The following is a 16,024-nucleotide window of genomic DNA, read 5'->3' as shown; positions in this document are numbered from 1 at the left end:
CCTCCGTTCACCCACGCCGACACAGCTGCTCCGACCTGCCGGACGCGTACCGGGTGTCGTAGGGCACAATTCGCTGACATCGCGCGGGAGTTGCACGGGCCGCCTGACAGGGGCCCCGACTCACCGACGAGTGGGGCAGACGAGTGCGGCACGGGGATTCTCGGAAGGCGGGCGTCGGGCGTGGCGGTGCAGGAGGCGAGGCAGGGCGCACAGGCGCCCACAGGCGCGTTCGGGAGCGCCCATGACGGTGGCTGCACCTGCGGGGACTGTCCGCACGGGGCACGCGCGGGACATCGGCGGGCGGTGGCCGCGTTCCTGCTGAAGCGTGACGAGTTCGCGGCCGGGCAGAACCTGCCCGCGGCCGTCGCCCACTCGGCCTCGGCCTCCCGACAGTGGGTCTCCGACGAACTGACCCAGTCCGCGGCGGGGGTCGCCGAGCGCGCCCGCGCCGAGGGCGAGGCCTGGCTGTCCCGCCTGTGGCGCCGTACGGCGTGCGTGGTCTGGGGGCTGGTCCTGCTGTTGCTGCTGGGCCAGTCGCTGACCGCGATCGGCGGGGGCTGGACGACGGCACGCACGGCGGGACTGCTCGCGGCGGTGCTCGTCGCGGTGGCCCTGACGGCGGCCTCCTTCCTCCATCGCGCCCGGGGTGGCGTCCTGGCCCCGATCGTCGGCGAGGACAACCGCCTGTCGACCTCCCGAGCGGTCGCCGCCACATGGGTGCTCTTCGTGGCCTACGCCGTGCTGGTGCTGGCGGGGCAACTTGCCGCCGCCTCCTCGCCCGGCGCCCGCGACGAGCTGATCGCCGGCCTCGAACTCGCCCGGGGTGCCGGCGTGGTTACCGTCCTCGCCGTGGCCTGCGGGATCGCCGTGCTGGTGCGGCGGGTGGTCGGGCTGCGCGTCCTCGGGCAACGGCTGCAGAAGGTCCGCGCGGACCGGCCGAGGGCGGCCGACCTGCTCACGGACGACTCGGGGCGGGGCACCTTCGCCGACATCCAGTACGTCGCCGTCAGCGCCGTCGCCCTGGTGTTCGCGGCGGTACGGCTGGCCCGCCGCCCCGAGCAGCTGCCCGACCTGCCCTGGGGGCTGGCGGTGGTGGTCCTGGTGTCGGCCGCCACCTATCTCGCGGCCAAGTACGCCGAGGGCGGCCGCCCCGTCGTCCTCTCCGTCGTCCGTGCCCGCGAGGCGGGTGACCTGGACGCACCCATCCGCACCGGCGAGGACATCGAGATCCGGGGCGCGGGCTTCGTCCCTCCGGGCGCCGGCACCGCCGACCGCCTCTCGCGCATGGTCGTCCGCATCGGCCCGGTCCACGTCCATGTCCCGCTGGTCCCGATCACCGGCGGCTTCAGCAACCCCACCGACAGCCTCCTGACCGTGCCGGTACCCGCGGAGGTGGAGCCCGGACGGGTGGAGGTGCGCGTGGTCACGGCGGCCGGGGTGGAGACGAACGCGTACGTCATCGACGTCACGGAGTAGCGCGTACGTCCTCGTGGCGGGCGCGACTCGAACGAAGTGCCGGGTGAAGCGCCGGGCGAAGCGCCGGGCGTTATGCAATCGGGCCTGAGCGGGCTCGAGCGGGTTCCTCCTTTCCTACGTATGGTCTTTTGAAAGCCACGGCACGGCGTGCGAGAGGCGGCGACACATCGATGACTCACAGTATTCGTACCGATACCGAAAGCGCCCACCACGACGGCGGCCGTGCGGACTGGCGGGACACGGCCACCCGCTACGCTCTCCTCCCCCTGCGCGTCTTCCTCGGCATCACCTTCGTCTACGCCGGGCTCGACAAACTGACCGACAGCGCGTTCCTCCAGGAAGCCGGCTCGGGCTCCATCGGCGACACGATGCGTGCCGTCCGGGACTCCTCGGCCGTCCCGGCGCTGGTCGACATGGCCCTGGAGAACCCCGTCGGCTTCGGCTACGCCATGGCCTTCGGCGAACTCGCCGTCGGCATCGGCGTTCTCCTCGGCCTTCTGACCCGCCTCGCCGCTCTCGGCGGCGCGCTCATCTCCCTCAGCCTCTGGCTCACCGTGAGCTGGGCCTCGGACCCGTACTACTACGGCAACGATCTCCCGTACATGTTTTGCTGGGTGCCGCTGGTGCTGGCCGGGGCGCCCTACTGGTCACTGGATGCCGTGATCAGGGGTCGACGGCGGGCGCCGTCGGACTACCGCTGACGCGGGCTCGGGCCGGCAGCGTGAAATCGGGCCGGGGGGAGCCTCTTGTGCTGAGGGGTGCTGCGAGGCCGGTCGAGCCTCGCTCCTCCCGGTCCCGGCGCCCCCTGGTGGGCCGTCAGCGAGGCGTGCCGGGTGCGGGCCGCTCGCGCGCCCTCCGGGCCCCGGGCGGAGCGTCTCAGCGTGGCGCGTTCGCCCAACTCTCTGCGCGGTTCGCGCGGCCGGCCGCGCGGCGGCGTATGCCACGGCCCAGCATGCCCGCCACGGCGGCCAGGCACAGGCCACCCACCATGAGGGGGAGCAACACGAACCACGGCGTCTCCCAGGCGCCCCTCGCGTCACCGGCGTACAGGACACCTGCCGTGGTGAAGACCACCCCCGCCACCAGCCGGCCCGGCTGGAACTCATGACGCGGCACGACTCACCTCCACCTGACCGACGCCCACCTTGAGATCGAGATCCACCGTGCCGGTGCCCTTCCCGCCGGGCGCCGGAGCCAGTGTCACCTCCCGGTACTTACCGGGCTCCACGTCCACGTCCTGCTTCCGCTCGCCCGGCAACTGGATGTCGCCCACCCCCACGCCGATGTGCGCCCGCACCGTGACGTCCGGCGGCACTATCACCAGCAACCGGCCCACACCCACCTCGGCGTCCGTGGACACCGTGGTGCCCTTGGCCGGGTTCAGCCGGGTCAGGTCCAGCGTGCCGACGCCGGTGCCGAGGTCGTATCTCGGCTCCACCTCGGCCACCGCGGCCGGTCGCCATGTCGTCCTCATCCACTCCGTGCCGATGTTCTTGGGCAATGCCGCCGCCGCGGCGAGCAGCCCCGCCGTGAGGACTGCGAGGAAGATCGACCCCGCCCCGGTACGGCCCAGGAACGAACTGACGGCGATGCCCAGCCCGATGACGGCGAGCGCGCAGGCCAGGCCGGTCTGCAGGCTGGTCCCCAGCGGCTGCTCCTGCCATGTCAGGCGCGTGCCGATGGCGCCCGCCAGCAGGGCGAACAGGAAGACCCAGCCGCCTATCCAGCGCGGGCCGCGCTGCTTGGGCTGCGCGGTGCGCGGGGGGAGCGGGGCCGGGGGGCCGGTGTCCGGGCCGAAGCTGATGTTGACGGCAGCGGCGATGTCGCGGTCGGCGGAGTCGCTCGGGCCCCACAGATACCCGGTGCCACCGACGTGGGTGCCGTCCTTGACGATCGGGTCCCGCCACCAGGAGGGGTAGGCGGCGGCGACCGGCGGTGCCTGCGCCTCCGGCGGGGCGTCCGCCACGGCCTGCGCGGCCAGCGGGTCCGGATCGGGGGCTCCCCGGCGCTGCGACCAGTAACCGGCGCCCGCGAGGAGGAGGGAGAGTATGACGGCGAAGGTCAGCACACCGCCGTTCTTCAGCATCGCCAGGAAGACTCCGCAGCCGACCAGCGCGAACAGCACGGCGGTGAGGGCCTGTCCGTCCACGCGGCCGGTCAGAAGCTTGCGGACCTCGTTCTCGTCCTCGTCGTCATACGGGACGAAGAGCCAGGCGAAGCCGTAGAAGATGAGACCGATACCGCCGGTCGCGGAGAGCACCGCGAGGGTGATGCGGAAGATCACCGGATCCATGTCGCACTGACGCCCCAGCCCGGCGCACACCCCGGCGAACGTCTTGTGCCGCCGGTCCCGCCGGAACCGGTGCGGAGGCGCCGGCGGCACGGGCTCCTCGGGTGCTCCGGGAACGCCGGTACCTCCGGGAACGCCGGTCCCGCTGGCAGTGGGCGCGTCGTTGTTCCTGCGCGCGCCCGCGCCCCCGTGCGCGCGCGGTTCCTCACCCGCTGCGCTCGCGGCCGCGGCGTCTGACGCGGCGCCCGCGTCGGGCACGGCATCCGCGGCGTGCTGGTGATCAGTCATGGGTCCATGGTGACGGGCGAGCCGCCGCCGCGGGAGTCGGTACGACCCTGGCCGGACCCTGATATCACCCCTGAGTCGATGCGGGGGAGGCGTTCGACCGGCCCGCAGTTCGAAGATCAGGGGACTCTCGGGGGTCGACCCTGATGCTCCGGTCCGCCGGCCGTGTGACCATCAGTGGCATGCCGGAAGCCGCAACCGCAGCAGCGCCGCTCGACGAGCCGCGGCCGCCGCGCAAGCTCTACCGCAGCAGTGACGGACGCTGGCTCGGTGGCGTGGCGCGGGGGCTCGCCGGTCATCTCGGCCTGCCCGTGATCTGGGTGCGCCTGGTGTTCGTCGGCCTGTTCACGGCCGACGGTCTCGGCGCGCTGCTGTACGCCGCCTTCTGGTTCTTCGTGCCGCTGGGCGTCGGCGGCGTCGAGGCGCAGAAGCCGCCCTCCCTGGTCGCCACCGAGACCTCTCCCGACGGGCGTAAGAAGCTCGTCGCCCGCAGACCGGACAAGGGCCAGATCGTCGCCCTGCTCCTCATGGTCGTCGTGGCCATGGTCTTCGTGGGCAATGTGAACCTGGGCGGCGGTGCCCAGGCCTACCTCCTGCCGGCCGTGCTGGCCGGCGCCGGCGTCGCCCTGGTCTGGCGCCAGGCGGACAACGCCCGCCGGGCCCGCTGGGTCGAGGTCGGCCGCCGCAAGCGCACCCTCAATCTCCTGCGCGCGGTCGCCGGTGTGCTGCTGGTCACGGCCGGTGTCACCGGTGTCTTCGTGCTCCAGGGCTCCGCCGCCCACCTCGGCTCCGTGCTCCAGGCGGCCCTCGCGGTGCTCGTCGGTATAACGCTCCTCGCCGGTCCCTACCTGGTCCGCATGACCCAGGACCTCTCCGAGGAGCGCCTGATGCGTATCCGCGCCCAGGAGCGCGCGGAGGTCGCCGCCCACGTGCACGACTCGGTGCTGCACACCCTCACGCTGATACAGCGCAACGCGGACAACCCCGGCGAGGTGCGGCGCCTCGCCCGCGCCCAGGAGCGCGATCTGCGCACCTGGCTGTACAAACCGGAGGGCACCGGTAAGGACGAGGCGGACGAGCCGGCCACCCTCGCCGAAGCGGTACGGCGCAACGCCGCGGAGATCGAGGACAAGCACGGCGTCCCCATAGAGGTCGTCGTGGTCGGGGACTGCCCGCTCGACGAGAGGATCGGCGCACAGATGCAGGCCGCGCGCGAGGCAATGGTGAACGCCGCCAAGTACGGTGGCGACGGCGGCGCCGTGCAGGTCTACGCCGAGGTCGAGGGAAAGACGGTCTTCGTGTCCGTCCGGGACCGCGGTCCCGGCTTCGACCTCGACTCGATACCCGCCGACCGCATGGGCGTCAGAGAATCGATCATCGGCCGCATGGAGCGCAACGGCGGTACGGCCCGGCTCAGGGCGGTGCCGGGCGGCGGTACGGAGGTCGAGCTGGAGATGGAGAGGGCGGAGAAGACGTCATGAGCGACCCGACCGAGGCGAACGGGACGGCGGGAGCGGAGGAGTCGGCCGAGCCCGCACAGACACCGGGCGGCGGCGTGGGAGGACGGCACGTGCGTGTGGTGCTCGTCGACGACCACCGCATGTTCCGCACGGGCGTGCAGGCCGAGATCGGCCGGACCCACGAGACCGGCGTCGAGGTCGTCGGCGAGGCCGCGGACGTCGACCAAGCGGTCACGGTCATCACCGCGACCCGTCCCGAGGTCGTCCTCCTCGACGTGCATCTGCCGGGCGGCGGCGGAGTCGAAGTGCTGCGCCGCTGCGCCCCCTTGATGGCGGACGCCGAACAGCCGGTCCGGTTCCTCGCCCTGTCCGTCTCGGACGCGGCGGAGGACGTGATCGGCGTGATCCGCGGCGGCGCGCGGGGATACGTGACGAAGACGATCACCGGCACGGACCTGGTCGACTCGATCTTCCGGGTCCAGGAGGGCGACGCGGTCTTCTCACCGCGTCTCGCCGGCTTCGTGCTCGACGCCTTCGCCTCCACCGACGCCCCGCCGGTCGACGAGGACCTGGACCGGCTCACCCAGCGCGAGCGGGAGGTCCTGCGGCTCATCGCCCGCGGCTACGCCTACAAGGAGATCGCCAAGCAGCTGTACATCTCGGTGAAGACGGTCGAGTCCCATGTCTCGGCGGTGCTGCGCAAGCTCCAGCTCTCCAACCGGCACGAGCTGACGCGGTGGGCGACGGCGCGGCGCCTGGTGTGATCGTCGGATAGCGGTCCCCGGTGGCTACGAGTAGGGGGCGTCGTAAGCGAGTTCGCACCACACCTCTTTGCCGATGCCGCACTCCCGTTCCTGAGCGTCCCAGTCCTGCGCCAGCACCGTCACCAGCGCCAGGCCCCGGCCCGACTCGTCCTCCGGGGAGGCCTCCGCCACGGTCGGCAGCGTGCGGTCGGCATCCGTCACGGTGATGCGAAGGCGGTCCGCCGTGAGGAGGCAGCGGGCCCGGATCTCGCGGCCGGCCGGGACCTTCGCGTGGCGGTAAGCGTTCGTCATCAGCTCGCTGAGAACGAGTTCCGCCGTGTCCGTCAGATCCGGCGGCAGCGCCCAGGAAGCCGCCTGTTCGCGGAACAGACGGCGTGCCCGCCCGACGCTGCGGGCGTGACGGGGCAGCCGCCACTCGATGTCCTTCGGAGCGGTCGTGGGCAGCGGCCACGGAGTTTGCATGCGCTGTTCATCCCTTGCGTCACTGTTTCGCGGTGGGCGAGATCACGGTCCCGGCTCGCGCGTTAGCCTCACGAGTGACGAAGCGGGTACAGCGTGTGTCCGTACCCGGGATGGTCCCGGCGGAGGTGTGCGTGACGACCGAGGTGAACTCCCAGCCGCCGATCGCGTGGCGGTACTGCGGCAGCCAGATCAAGATGTGGCGCACGGAGGCCGGCGTCGGAAGGGAGGCGTTGGCCAAAGAGGCCGGTTACGACTACGAGTACGTCAAGTCGATGGAGAACGGCCGCCGTCGGCCCACGCTGCGGCTGTTGCAGGTCGCGGACCAGGTGTGCGGGGCGGGTGGAAAGCTGGTCGCGGCACAGGAGTATCTGAAGCCGGAGCCGTTTCCCGCCAGGTCGCAGGAGTTCATGGCCATCGAGGCGGAGGCGATCAGTTTCTCCTGTTACGAGCCTCTTCTGATTCCGGGGCTGTTGCAGACGGAGGCTTACGCGCAGGCGCTGATCGGGGGGAGTTGCCCGCCGCTGGACGACGAGACCGTGAGCGAACGTGTTGCCGCCAGGCTGCGCAGGGCCGATGCGCTGAGGCGGAAGATCGGCGTGATGTACGGCTTCCTGGTCTACGAAGCCGCGCTACACACGGGTGTGGGCGGAGCGGAGGTCATGCGCGAGCAACTGCGGCATCTGTTGGACGTCGGCCGGCTTCGCAACGTGGCCATCCAGGTCCTGCCGTTCGGTCGCTGCGGGGGTGTTGCGCTCAACGGGCCGATCGTCATGCTGGAGACGGAGGAGCACGAGCTCTATGCCTTTGCCGAGGGCCAGGGGACGAGTGCTCTGTACGTCAACCCTGGCAAGGTCAGTGAGCTGTGTCGCAAACATGACATGATCCGCATGCACGCGCTCAGTGTTGAGGAGTCTGCCGAATTCATCAGAGGGGTGGCGGAAAAGCAGTGAGTGACCGCCTGACATGGTTCAAGTCCAGCTACAGCGACAGCGAGGGCAGCAACTGCCTGGAAGCCGCCCTCGACACCGAGCCCCGCACCATCCACCTCCGGGACTCGAAGCTCGGCGCACGGAGTCCCCAACTGGCCGTCGCGGGGGCCGCCTGGGCCGCCTTCGTCGCGTACGCCCGAACCGGCGCCTGAGCTTCGAGGCGAGGTCCGTGGCGGGGGCGCGCTACACCACCCGCGTCGCCCCCGCGAACGGCATCTGGTCGATCGGGGCCAGCCGGACCGGGGCCGAGGGGTTGGGGGCGTGGATCATCTGGCCGTTGCCGACGTAGAGGCCGACGTGGCTGATGCCGGAGTAGAAGAACACCAGATCGCCGGGGGCCAGTTCGGCGCGCGAGACGCGGCGGCCGGCGTCGATCTGGGCGTAGGTGGTGCGCGGCAGGGCGACCCCGGCGGAGCGGTACGCGGCCTGGGTCAGGCCCGAGCAGTCGAAGGCGTTGGGGCCGGTGGCGCCCCAGACGTAGGGGCTGCCGAGCTTCTGGTAGGCGTACGAGACGGCAGCCGCGGCGCGTGAGCTGGGCGCCGATGCTACGGCGGAGCCGGGAGCCTGGAGCGTGTCGCGGCCGGCCGCCGAGGCGCGCGAGGCGCGGTCCGTGCCGTCGTCCTGGGTGAGCCGCGCCCGCTCCTCGGCCGTCAGCCGGGACAGCAGCCGCCGTGCCTCGTCCAGCTTTCCGGTGATGGTCTTCTTGTGCCGCTTCAGCTCGGCGCGCCGCGACTGGAGCGAGTTCAGTTCGACGCGTGCGGCGCCGCGCAGTTGCTCGATCTCCCGCAGCTCCCGGCGGACGCGTGTGACGGCTGCCGCCTGCCGGTCGCCCGCGCGTTCGGCGAAGGCGGCGCCGTCGAGATACCGGTCGGGGTCGTCGGACAGCACGAGTCGCAGCGCGGGGTCGAGGCCGCCGTCCCGGTACTGGGCGGCGGCGTACGAACCGAGCGCGTCCCGGGCGGAGTTGAGCCGGTCCTCCTTGCGGGCCGCCTCGTCCTGCAGGCTGCCGAGCCGCTGCTGTGCCGCCCGGGTCTGCTCCTTCACGCCGTTGTACTTCTCGGTGGCGACCTCCGCCTCCTGGTACAGCTGGTCCACCTTGGCTTTGACCTGGCCCGGCGTCAGCTGAGGCTCGGCGTGACCGGTCCCCTCGAGACCCGTCGCGGTCGCCGCGCCCGCAAGGGCGATCGTCGCCGCCGTGCGGGCCCTGGTGCCGGGGGCCGAGCGTGGTCGGGGCTTGCGGTGCGCTGCCACGTGGACTGCACGTCCTTTCGTACGACTCGGGCGACCGCCGGTTCCGTGCGGCCACCGGTTGGAGGTACGACCGCTCCGGGGCGGCTGACGCGTCCGGCGGCGCCCCGCACAGGGGATGCGGGGCGCCGCCGGACCTTCTCGGCGGTGGTGCCCGGCTGCCGCCTCTGGCCAGGGGCGGTGGTGGGGTGCCGGTCACCTGGTGGAGGACGCTAAACCCGGGCGTGTCGGCGTGGTGACGTCTTGTGCGGAAGTGACGGCAGAGGAGCGGCGGGTGACCGTATGTGACCGAGATCGCGATTCGGGGCCATCGTCTTCACGCAGTGCGATGACCGATGCGGCGATTCCGGGGCGGGTGGAAGCCCGAGGATGCTATGGGGCGCATATATGCAGCCGCCGGGTGGGCGTGCCGTGGGTGACCCGGTGTCGGGGGCCCGATGCCCCCTCATTAGGCTCCGGCCCCATGGACGTACTCATCCACCTCTTCGTCGGCCTGCACATCATCGGCATCGCCTCCCTGCTCGGTGGCTTCCTCACCCAGATGAAGGCGATGGGACAGGGCACCGCACGATTCGTCCCCGCGATGCTGCACGGCGCGCTGACCATGCTGGTCACCGGCGTGATCCTGGTGGGCCTCAACCAGGCCGACGACCAGCCCGTCGACAACATCAAGATCGGCGTGAAGCTGGCGCTGCTGATCGTGATCCTCGGCCTCGTCTATGTGAAGCGGGACGACGAGAAGGTGGACAAGGGCATGTTCGGCCTGGTGGGACTCCTGACCACGGCGAACGTCTTCATCGCCGTGCTCTGGACCTGACGATCCGCCCCACGCGCGCGTGCCGCGGAAATCCGCCGCACGCGCGCGTGCCCTTCGACGGCCTCCCCGGAGAGCGTCCCGGAGCGCACGCCGGAGCGCCTTTCGGCGCCGGTGTCAGGCCGGGCGGACGACGCTGTGGATGGAGGACTCGCCGTCGTAGAAGACCGACTCCTCGCGGACGTACGTGCCCGGCTTCGGGGCGTGGATCATCATGCCGTTGCCGATGTAGAGGCCGACGTGGGTGACGTCGTCGTAGAAGAACACCAGGTCGCCCGGCCGGGCGGCGGCGACGGACACCGTCGTTCCGGCGTTGACCTGGTCGTAGGTGGTGCGGGGGAGCGAGACGCCGGCGGCCTTCCACGCGGCCTGGGTCAGGCCGGAGCAGTCGTAGGACTCGGGGCCGGTGGCGCCCCAGACGTACGGCTTGCCGATCTGTGCGCGGGCGAAGGCGAGCGCCTTCTCCGCCTTGGTGCCGTACGCGGAGTCCGGCGTGGAGGTGCCGGAGCCGGCCTCGGTGCCCGCGCCCGCTGAGCCACCGCCGCCCGCCGACTCCTGCTCCTGCTGAGCCGCCTCCTGGCGCCGCTGCTCCTCCGCCTGCTGCCGGGCGAGCTCGGCGGCCTTGCGCTCGGCCTCCTCCTGCTTCTTCTTCTCGATGGCCGCGAGGCGGGCCTTCTCCTCGGCGGTCAGCTCCGACAGCAGGGTCCGCGCGTCGGCCAGCTTCTTCTGGACGGTGGCCTTGGCCGTGCGCAGATCGCTCTGCGACTCGGTGAGGGTGTCCAGGCTCCGGGTGGCCTCCTGCCGCTTCTTCATCGTCGCGGACTGCTCGGTGAAGTACTCGTCGACCGCGTCCTTCTGATGGCTGGTCAGGCGGCCCATCAGCTGGCTCTGGTCGAAGTAGTCCTGCGGGGAGTCGGCGAGCAGGAAGGTGGCGGTGTCGGGGACCGAGGCCCCGGTGCGGTACTGGGCGGCGGCGTACGTCCCCAGTTCCTCACGCGCCTCGTTCAGTTTCTGTGTGCGCTGGGCCACGTCGTCCAGGAGGGTGTCGACGCGCTTGCGCTGTTTCGCGGTCTTCTCCTTGGCCGCGTTGTACTTCTCGGTCGCCGACTCCGCCTGGCGGTAGAGATCGTCGACCTTCTTCTCGACCTCCTCGAGGCTCGGCTTGTCGTCGGCCGAGGGCTCGGCGTTGGCGGTCTGGGAGAGCAGGGCCACGGAGGTCAGGGCAGCGGTGGCGAGGGCCGGGGTGCGTATGCCTGCTACCCGCGCGCCGGTGGAGCGCGACTTGCGGTGCGACGCCAAAGGAGGCGACTCCTTCCATCTGCCGCCTACCGGGTTAGCTGTCGGGTTCGGGCGGGTGGTTCGGAAGGGTTGCCCTACGGCCCGCTCCCAGGAGGGATATGGGCCGATTCACCCCAAGTTCGGTTGGGTCCCCGGCTCCGGCTGCCTTGGGCGCACCGGACTCGGCGGAGGCCGCACGGCCCGGCGACGTTCGCCGGTGAGAGTCGGGCGGCCTGCCCGGCACGGTAGCCAACTTGTGTGGCCCGTGTGAAGGTTGGTGGGTGATATGCCCGATACATTTTCGTGACCTTCAGTCAGCCGTCACGGCCCGCGTGAGAGCGTGTTCGGACGGTGAGGGTGTGGTGGGTGCGGGTGCGGATGGGTGCGGGTGCGGGTGCGCGAGATCGTCCCCGTGGGGCGCCCGCCTCTCTCGTGTCCGGATCCGGCCCCCTCGGAGAGATCATCCGGCTTCAGGGCCCGGCATCTTTTCGGGGTGGCCACGGGTTGTCGGTGGGGCGCCCTAGACTCGGAGAGCGATGAGCAGCCTCTTTGACGACAGCTTCCTGGCGGACCTCCAGGCCCCACGGGCCCGCGAGGAGCCTCCGCCGCCGCCCGAGGACGATCACGCTCCGGAGCCGCTTCCGGACGATCTGTTCGGCGGGAAGTTCGACGCACCCCCGGACCGGGACGCCTACTACCGCGACGGCGCCCCGCGCCCCGCCCTGGACTCCGCCGCGCTTCTGGAGGGGCTGAACGACAACCAGCGTGCCGCCGTGGTCCACTCCGGCTCCCCCCTGCTCATCGTGGCCGGCGCCGGCTCCGGAAAGACCCGCGTCCTCACCCACCGCATCGCCCACCTCCTCGCCGAGCGTGGGGTGCATCCGGGCCAGATCCTCGCGATCACCTTCACCAACAAGGCCGCGGGCGAGATGAAGGAGCGCGTCGAGCAGCTCGTCGGCCCCCGGGCGAACGCGATGTGGGTGATGACCTTCCACAGCGCATGCGTGCGCATCCTGCGCCGGGAGTCCAAGAAGCTCGGCTTCACCTCGTCCTTCTCGATCTACGACGCCGCCGACAGCAAGCGTCTGATGTCGCTGGTCTGCCGCGACCTGGACCTCGACCCCAAGCGCTTCCCGCCCAAGTCCTTCAGCGCCAAGATCAGCAACCTCAAGAACGAGCTGATCGACGAGGAGGACTTCGCCGCCCAGGCCACCGACGGCTTCGAGAAGACCCTCGCCCAGGCCTACGCGCTGTACCAGTCCCGTCTGCGCGAGGCGAACGCCCTCGACTTCGACGACCTGATCATGACGACGGTCAACCTGCTCCGCGCGTTCCCGGACGTCGCCGAGCACTACCGCCGCCGCTTCCGGCACGTCCTGGTCGACGAGTACCAGGACACCAATCACGCCCAGTACGCCCTCGTGCGCGAACTCGTCGGCACCGGCGAGCGCGCCGCCGAGAACGTCGACGTGCCGCCCGCCGAGGGCGACCTCGAGCCCGCCGAGCTGTGCGTGGTGGGTGACGCCGACCAGTCGATCTACGCCTTCCGCGGCGCGACCATCCGCAACATCCTCCAGTTCGAGGAGGACTACCCGGACGCGACCACGATCCTGCTGGAGCAGAACTACCGCTCCACCCAGACGATCCTCTCCGCGGCCAACGCCGTCATCGAGCGCAACGAGTCCCGCCGCCCCAAGAACCTGTGGACCAACGCGGGGACGGGCGCGCGCATCACCGGCTACGTCGCCGACACCGAGCACGACGAGGCGCAGTTCGTCGCCGACGAGATAGACCGACTCACCGACGCGGGCGACGCGAAGGCGGGCGACGTCGCCGTCTTCTACCGTACGAACGCCCAGTCCCGTGTCTTCGAAGAGATCTTCATCCGCGTCGGACTGCCCTACAAGGTCGTCGGCGGCGTCCGCTTCTACGAGCGCAAGGAGGTCCGGGACGTCCTGGCCTACCTGCGGGTGCTGGCCAACCCGGAGGACTCGGTCCCGCTGCGCCGCATCCTCAACGTCCCCAAGCGGGGCATCGGCGACCGTGCGGAGGCCATGATCGACGCGCTCTCCCAGCGCGAGAAGATCAGCTTCCCGCAGGCGCTCAAGCGGGTCGACGAGGCGTACGGCATGGCCGCCCGCTCCACGAACGCCGTCAAGCGGTTCAACACGCTGATGGAGGACCTCCGTACGATCGTCGAGTCCGGCGCCGGACCCGCCACGATCCTGGAGGCGGTGCTCGAACGCACGGGCTACCTCGCCGAGTTGCAGGCATCCACCGACCCCCAGGACGAGACCCGGATCGAGAACCTCCAGGAACTCGCCGCCGTCGCCCTGGAGTTCGAGCAGGAGCGCGCGGAGGGCGAGGCGGGGACGCTGGCGGACTTCCTGGAGCAGGTCGCGCTGGTCGCCGACTCCGACCAGATCCCGGACGAGGAGGACGGCGACGGCGTCATCACGCTGATGACCCTGCACACCGCCAAGGGCCTGGAGTTCCCGGTCGTCTTCCTCACCGGCATGGAGGACGGCGTCTTCCCGCACATGCGCGCCCTTGGCCAGACCAAGGAACTGGAGGAGGAGCGGCGGCTCGCGTACGTCGGTATCACCCGCGCGCGGGAGCGGCTGTATCTGACGCGGTCGGTGATGCGCAGCGCCTGGGGCCAGCCGCAGTACAACCCGCCGTCCCGCTTCCTGGAGGAGATCCCCGCGGCGCACGTGGACTGGAAGCGGACGGGTGCCCCCGCGGCACCCGCGGGCCCGGTCTCGGGCGTGGCGGCCTCGCTGTCCTCGTCCCGCTCGCGCTCCTCGGCGTCGGGCGCCTCCGGCTTCGCCACCCGGCGGACGGCCGAACAGCCGGTGGTCGCGCTGTCGGTGGGAGACCGGGTGACGCACGATCAGTTCGGGCTCGGCACCGTCGTGGCAGTGAAGGGTACGGGGGCGAACGCGGAAGCGACGATCGACTTCGGGGACACGAAGCCGAAGCGGCTGCTGCTGCGGTACGCGCCGGTGGAGAAGCTGTAGCGGTACGGGCCGGGTCCGGGGGTTCCGTCATGGAGCCCCCGCCCGCCCGCGCGTCGCGGGTTACGAGGGGTCGATCCCGTGGCTGCGCAGCCAGGACAGCGGGTCGATCGCCGCGCCGCCGCCCGGGCGCACCTCGAAGTGCAGGTGCGGGCCGGTCGAGTTGCCGGAGTTGCCGGAGTACGCGATCGCGTCGCCGGCCTTGACGGTCGTACCGGAGGCGACCTGGTAGCTGGAGAGGTGGCAGTACCACGTCTCCGTGCCGTCCATCGCCGTCACGATCATCATGTTGCCGTACGCGCTGTTGTACTCCGTGCGGACCGTGCCGTCCGTCGCGGCCATCACCGTCGTGCCGTACGCCACGGGGAAGTCGATGCCGGTGTGCACGGACATCCAGTTGATACCGGACTGTCCGTAGTAGGCGCTGAGCCCGTGCTGGGCGACCGGCAGCGCGAACTTCGGGCGGAGCCGCTCCTTGCGGGCCGCCTCCTCCGCCGCACGCTTCCTCTCGGCCTCCTGCTGCGCCTTGAGGTCGATGCGCTCCTGCGTACGGCTGACGCGGTCGCCGAAGTCGTCCGCCTCCGCGGTGAGGCTGGCGAGCTGGGTGTCCAGCTGGTTGTTGGCGGCGGATGGTTTCACCGGCTGCGCGTCCGCGGCCGTCGTCGTGGTCGCGTCCTGCTCGTCGCCGGTGAAGGTGCCGACGGAGGCGGCGGCGATCCCCGCCACGCCCATCACACAGGCCGAGGGCACGGCGACGGTGAGCAGCGCCGAGCGCTTGGCGGGCGTACGGCGACGGGACCGGGTGCCGCTCCGGCCGGCCGCCCGGCCGACCGGGGCGGGGGTGACCTCCTCCTGGTCGTCGAGGAGGACGGGCGCGGCCGATGTCTCACCGGTGCTGTCCGGCTCGTCGTCGTGGCCGGTTTCGCCGGGGCCGACCTGCTCGAACGTCGCTGTCGCCTGCTGGTCGAAGGGCACGGAGTGCTGCGTGAAGTCGTTGTTCTGCTGGGTGAATTCGCCGGTGTGCGGGTCGAACTCGCCGGTGTGCGGGTCGAATTCGCCGGTGTGCTGGTCGAAGGATCCGGCCTGCTGGGGGAACGACTCGGCCTGGTGGTGGAAGGCCTCGGTGTGCCGGTCGTACTCGTCGGTGGCGTGGGCCGGGCCCTGGCCGCCGTCGGAGTTCCACTGTGTGGCGTCGTAGGCGCCGGTGTCGAAGACCTGGGTGCCCCATTCCCACTGCTGGGTCCGGTCGGCCGGGCCGCCCTGCTCGGGCTGGAGCCATGCGCTCGCGTCCCACTGACCGCTGGCGTCGACCGAGCCGGCCTGCGGCGGGATGAGGGGGAGCTGCTGGTGGTCGCCGGTCCAGGAGGACGTGTCGTAGGTACCGGTGCCGTAGGTGGCCTGGTGCTGGGCCGCGTAGGGGTCGTAGGCGACCGTGTGATGGGCGCCGGTGGACCACTGGGTGGCGTCGTACGTGCCGGTGCCGTGCCCGGTTCCCGCGAGATCGCCGAAGAGGGGGTCGGCCTCGAAGGTCGTGGTGGCGGTCGGGGCGGCCGGGGCCGCGTGCCCGCCGACGTCAAATCCGTTGGCGGGGTAGGTGGAATATGTGGTGAAGTCGCCGTACTGGGCTTCCTGGGTGCCGTACGACGCGTAAGGCGTCGCGGCGGCTTCGGAAGCCGGAGCCGGGGAGGTCATGGCCCCCGACGGGTGACGGTCGTTCACCAACTTCTCTTTCGCCTCGACAACAGGGGCTGGCAGAGCAGTGCGGCGACTGTACCCGGCGGTACGCGGGCACGACAATCTTCTGCAGGTTTCGCGCACGCAGGAAACGGGCATTCGGCCGTGTTTCGGGGGACTGCGGGCACGGCTTTGGCTTTGTGTTCGAAGATTGTTCGACCCGGATGGCCCTGTCGGGGCGATGAGTTGGCCGACTGACCCCGTTGC

Annotated in this window: 14 protein-coding genes and 1 riboswitch; of the genes, 8 read left to right on the top strand and 6 right to left on the bottom strand. The window is 71.1% G+C overall.

Going from position 1 to position 16,024, the window contains the following annotated elements; translation table 11 throughout:
- Positions 1-180: 180 nt before the first annotated feature.
- Positions 181-1,476: a hypothetical protein gene (locus ACIHCM_RS15605; RefSeq protein ID WP_399895097.1), complete on the top strand. Its 1,296-nt coding sequence runs from the start codon at positions 181-183 to the stop codon at positions 1,474-1,476.
- A 170-nt stretch (positions 1,477-1,646) separates the two neighbouring features.
- Positions 1,647-2,177 (top strand): DoxX family protein, encoded by a 531-nt coding sequence (locus ACIHCM_RS15600; protein ID WP_399895093.1) that lies wholly within the window; start codon positions 1,647-1,649, stop codon positions 2,175-2,177.
- Between the two features lie 175 nt (positions 2,178-2,352).
- Here the strand turns inward: ACIHCM_RS15600 and ACIHCM_RS15595 are convergent, their stop codons facing one another.
- A complete protein-coding gene (locus ACIHCM_RS15595; protein WP_399895090.1) occupies positions 2,353-2,592 on the bottom strand; it encodes a hypothetical protein in 240 nt (79 codons plus the stop codon).
- Entirely contained in the window at positions 2,579-4,054 is a 1,476-nt protein-coding gene (locus ACIHCM_RS15590; RefSeq protein WP_399895087.1) for a PspC domain-containing protein, read from the bottom strand. Before ACIHCM_RS15590 ends, ACIHCM_RS15595 begins: the two co-directional genes overlap by 14 nt.
- 179 nt (positions 4,055-4,233) lie before the next feature.
- Between ACIHCM_RS15590 and ACIHCM_RS15585 the strand changes: the two genes are divergently transcribed.
- Together ACIHCM_RS15585 and ACIHCM_RS15580 are read left to right on the top strand one after the other, a co-directional pair.
- Positions 4,234-5,532 (top strand): PspC domain-containing protein, encoded by a 1,299-nt coding sequence (locus ACIHCM_RS15585; protein WP_399895084.1) that lies wholly within the window; start codon positions 4,234-4,236, stop codon positions 5,530-5,532.
- The gene (locus ACIHCM_RS15580; protein WP_399895081.1) at positions 5,529-6,275 is read left to right on the top strand and encodes a LuxR C-terminal-related transcriptional regulator; all 747 of its coding nucleotides are present in this window, start codon (positions 5,529-5,531) and stop codon (positions 6,273-6,275) included. The genes ACIHCM_RS15585 and ACIHCM_RS15580 overlap by 4 nt, the downstream gene beginning before the upstream one ends.
- Positions 6,276-6,299: 24 nt before the next feature.
- Here ACIHCM_RS15580 and ACIHCM_RS15575 read toward each other — a convergent pair whose 3' ends face one another.
- On the bottom strand, positions 6,300-6,737 hold the full coding sequence (locus ACIHCM_RS15575; protein WP_399895078.1) for an ATP-binding protein: 438 nt from the start codon (positions 6,735-6,737) through the stop codon (positions 6,300-6,302).
- Between the two features lie 131 nt (positions 6,738-6,868).
- Between ACIHCM_RS15575 and ACIHCM_RS15570 the strand changes: the two genes are divergently transcribed.
- Together ACIHCM_RS15570 and ACIHCM_RS15565 are read left to right on the top strand one after the other, a co-directional pair.
- The gene (locus ACIHCM_RS15570; RefSeq protein WP_399895075.1) at positions 6,869-7,687 is read left to right on the top strand and encodes a helix-turn-helix domain-containing protein; all 819 of its coding nucleotides are present in this window, start codon (positions 6,869-6,871) and stop codon (positions 7,685-7,687) included.
- A complete protein-coding gene (locus ACIHCM_RS15565; RefSeq protein WP_399895072.1) occupies positions 7,684-7,878 on the top strand; it encodes a DUF397 domain-containing protein in 195 nt (64 codons plus the stop codon). The genes ACIHCM_RS15570 and ACIHCM_RS15565 overlap by 4 nt, the downstream gene beginning before the upstream one ends.
- Before the next feature lie 31 nt (positions 7,879-7,909).
- Here ACIHCM_RS15565 and ACIHCM_RS15560 read toward each other — a convergent pair whose 3' ends face one another.
- A complete protein-coding gene (locus ACIHCM_RS15560; RefSeq protein WP_399895069.1) occupies positions 7,910-8,977 on the bottom strand; it encodes an NlpC/P60 family protein in 1,068 nt (355 codons plus the stop codon).
- Positions 8,978-9,437: 460 nt separating this feature from the next.
- Here ACIHCM_RS15560 and ACIHCM_RS15555 point away from each other — a divergent pair, with 460 nt between their 5' ends.
- Positions 9,438-9,791, top strand: a complete 354-nt coding sequence (locus tag ACIHCM_RS15555) for a hypothetical protein (RefSeq protein ID WP_399895065.1) — start codon at positions 9,438-9,440, stop codon at positions 9,789-9,791.
- A 114-nt stretch (positions 9,792-9,905) separates the two neighbouring features.
- On the opposite strand, the gene ACIHCM_RS15550 is transcribed toward ACIHCM_RS15555, so the two are convergent.
- Positions 9,906-11,087: an NlpC/P60 family protein gene (locus tag ACIHCM_RS15550; RefSeq protein ID WP_399895062.1), complete on the bottom strand. Its 1,182-nt coding sequence runs from the start codon at positions 11,085-11,087 to the stop codon at positions 9,906-9,908.
- A 7-nt stretch (positions 11,088-11,094) separates the two neighbouring features.
- Positions 11,095-11,264, bottom strand: a riboswitch (cyclic di-AMP (ydaO/yuaA leader).
- A gap of 338 nt (positions 11,265-11,602) precedes the next feature.
- On the opposite strand from ACIHCM_RS15550, the gene pcrA reads away from it, so the two are divergent.
- Positions 11,603-14,086, top strand: coding sequence for a DNA helicase PcrA (pcrA, locus tag ACIHCM_RS15545; protein WP_399895059.1), 2,484 nt, complete (start codon positions 11,603-11,605; stop codon positions 14,084-14,086).
- A 60-nt stretch (positions 14,087-14,146) separates the two neighbouring features.
- Here the strand turns inward: pcrA and ACIHCM_RS15540 are convergent, their stop codons facing one another.
- The gene (locus tag ACIHCM_RS15540; RefSeq protein WP_399895056.1) at positions 14,147-15,802 is read right to left on the bottom strand and encodes a M23 family metallopeptidase; all 1,656 of its coding nucleotides are present in this window, start codon (positions 15,800-15,802) and stop codon (positions 14,147-14,149) included.
- Between the last annotated feature and the right edge of the window lie 222 nt (positions 15,803-16,024).

Source organism: Streptomyces sp. NPDC052023 (assembly GCF_044548465.1).
Lineage (GTDB): Bacteria > Actinomycetota > Actinomycetes > Streptomycetales > Streptomycetaceae > Streptomyces.
Note: the sequence above shows the minus strand (reverse complement) of the source record. Positions and strands in the feature narration are given on the sequence as shown.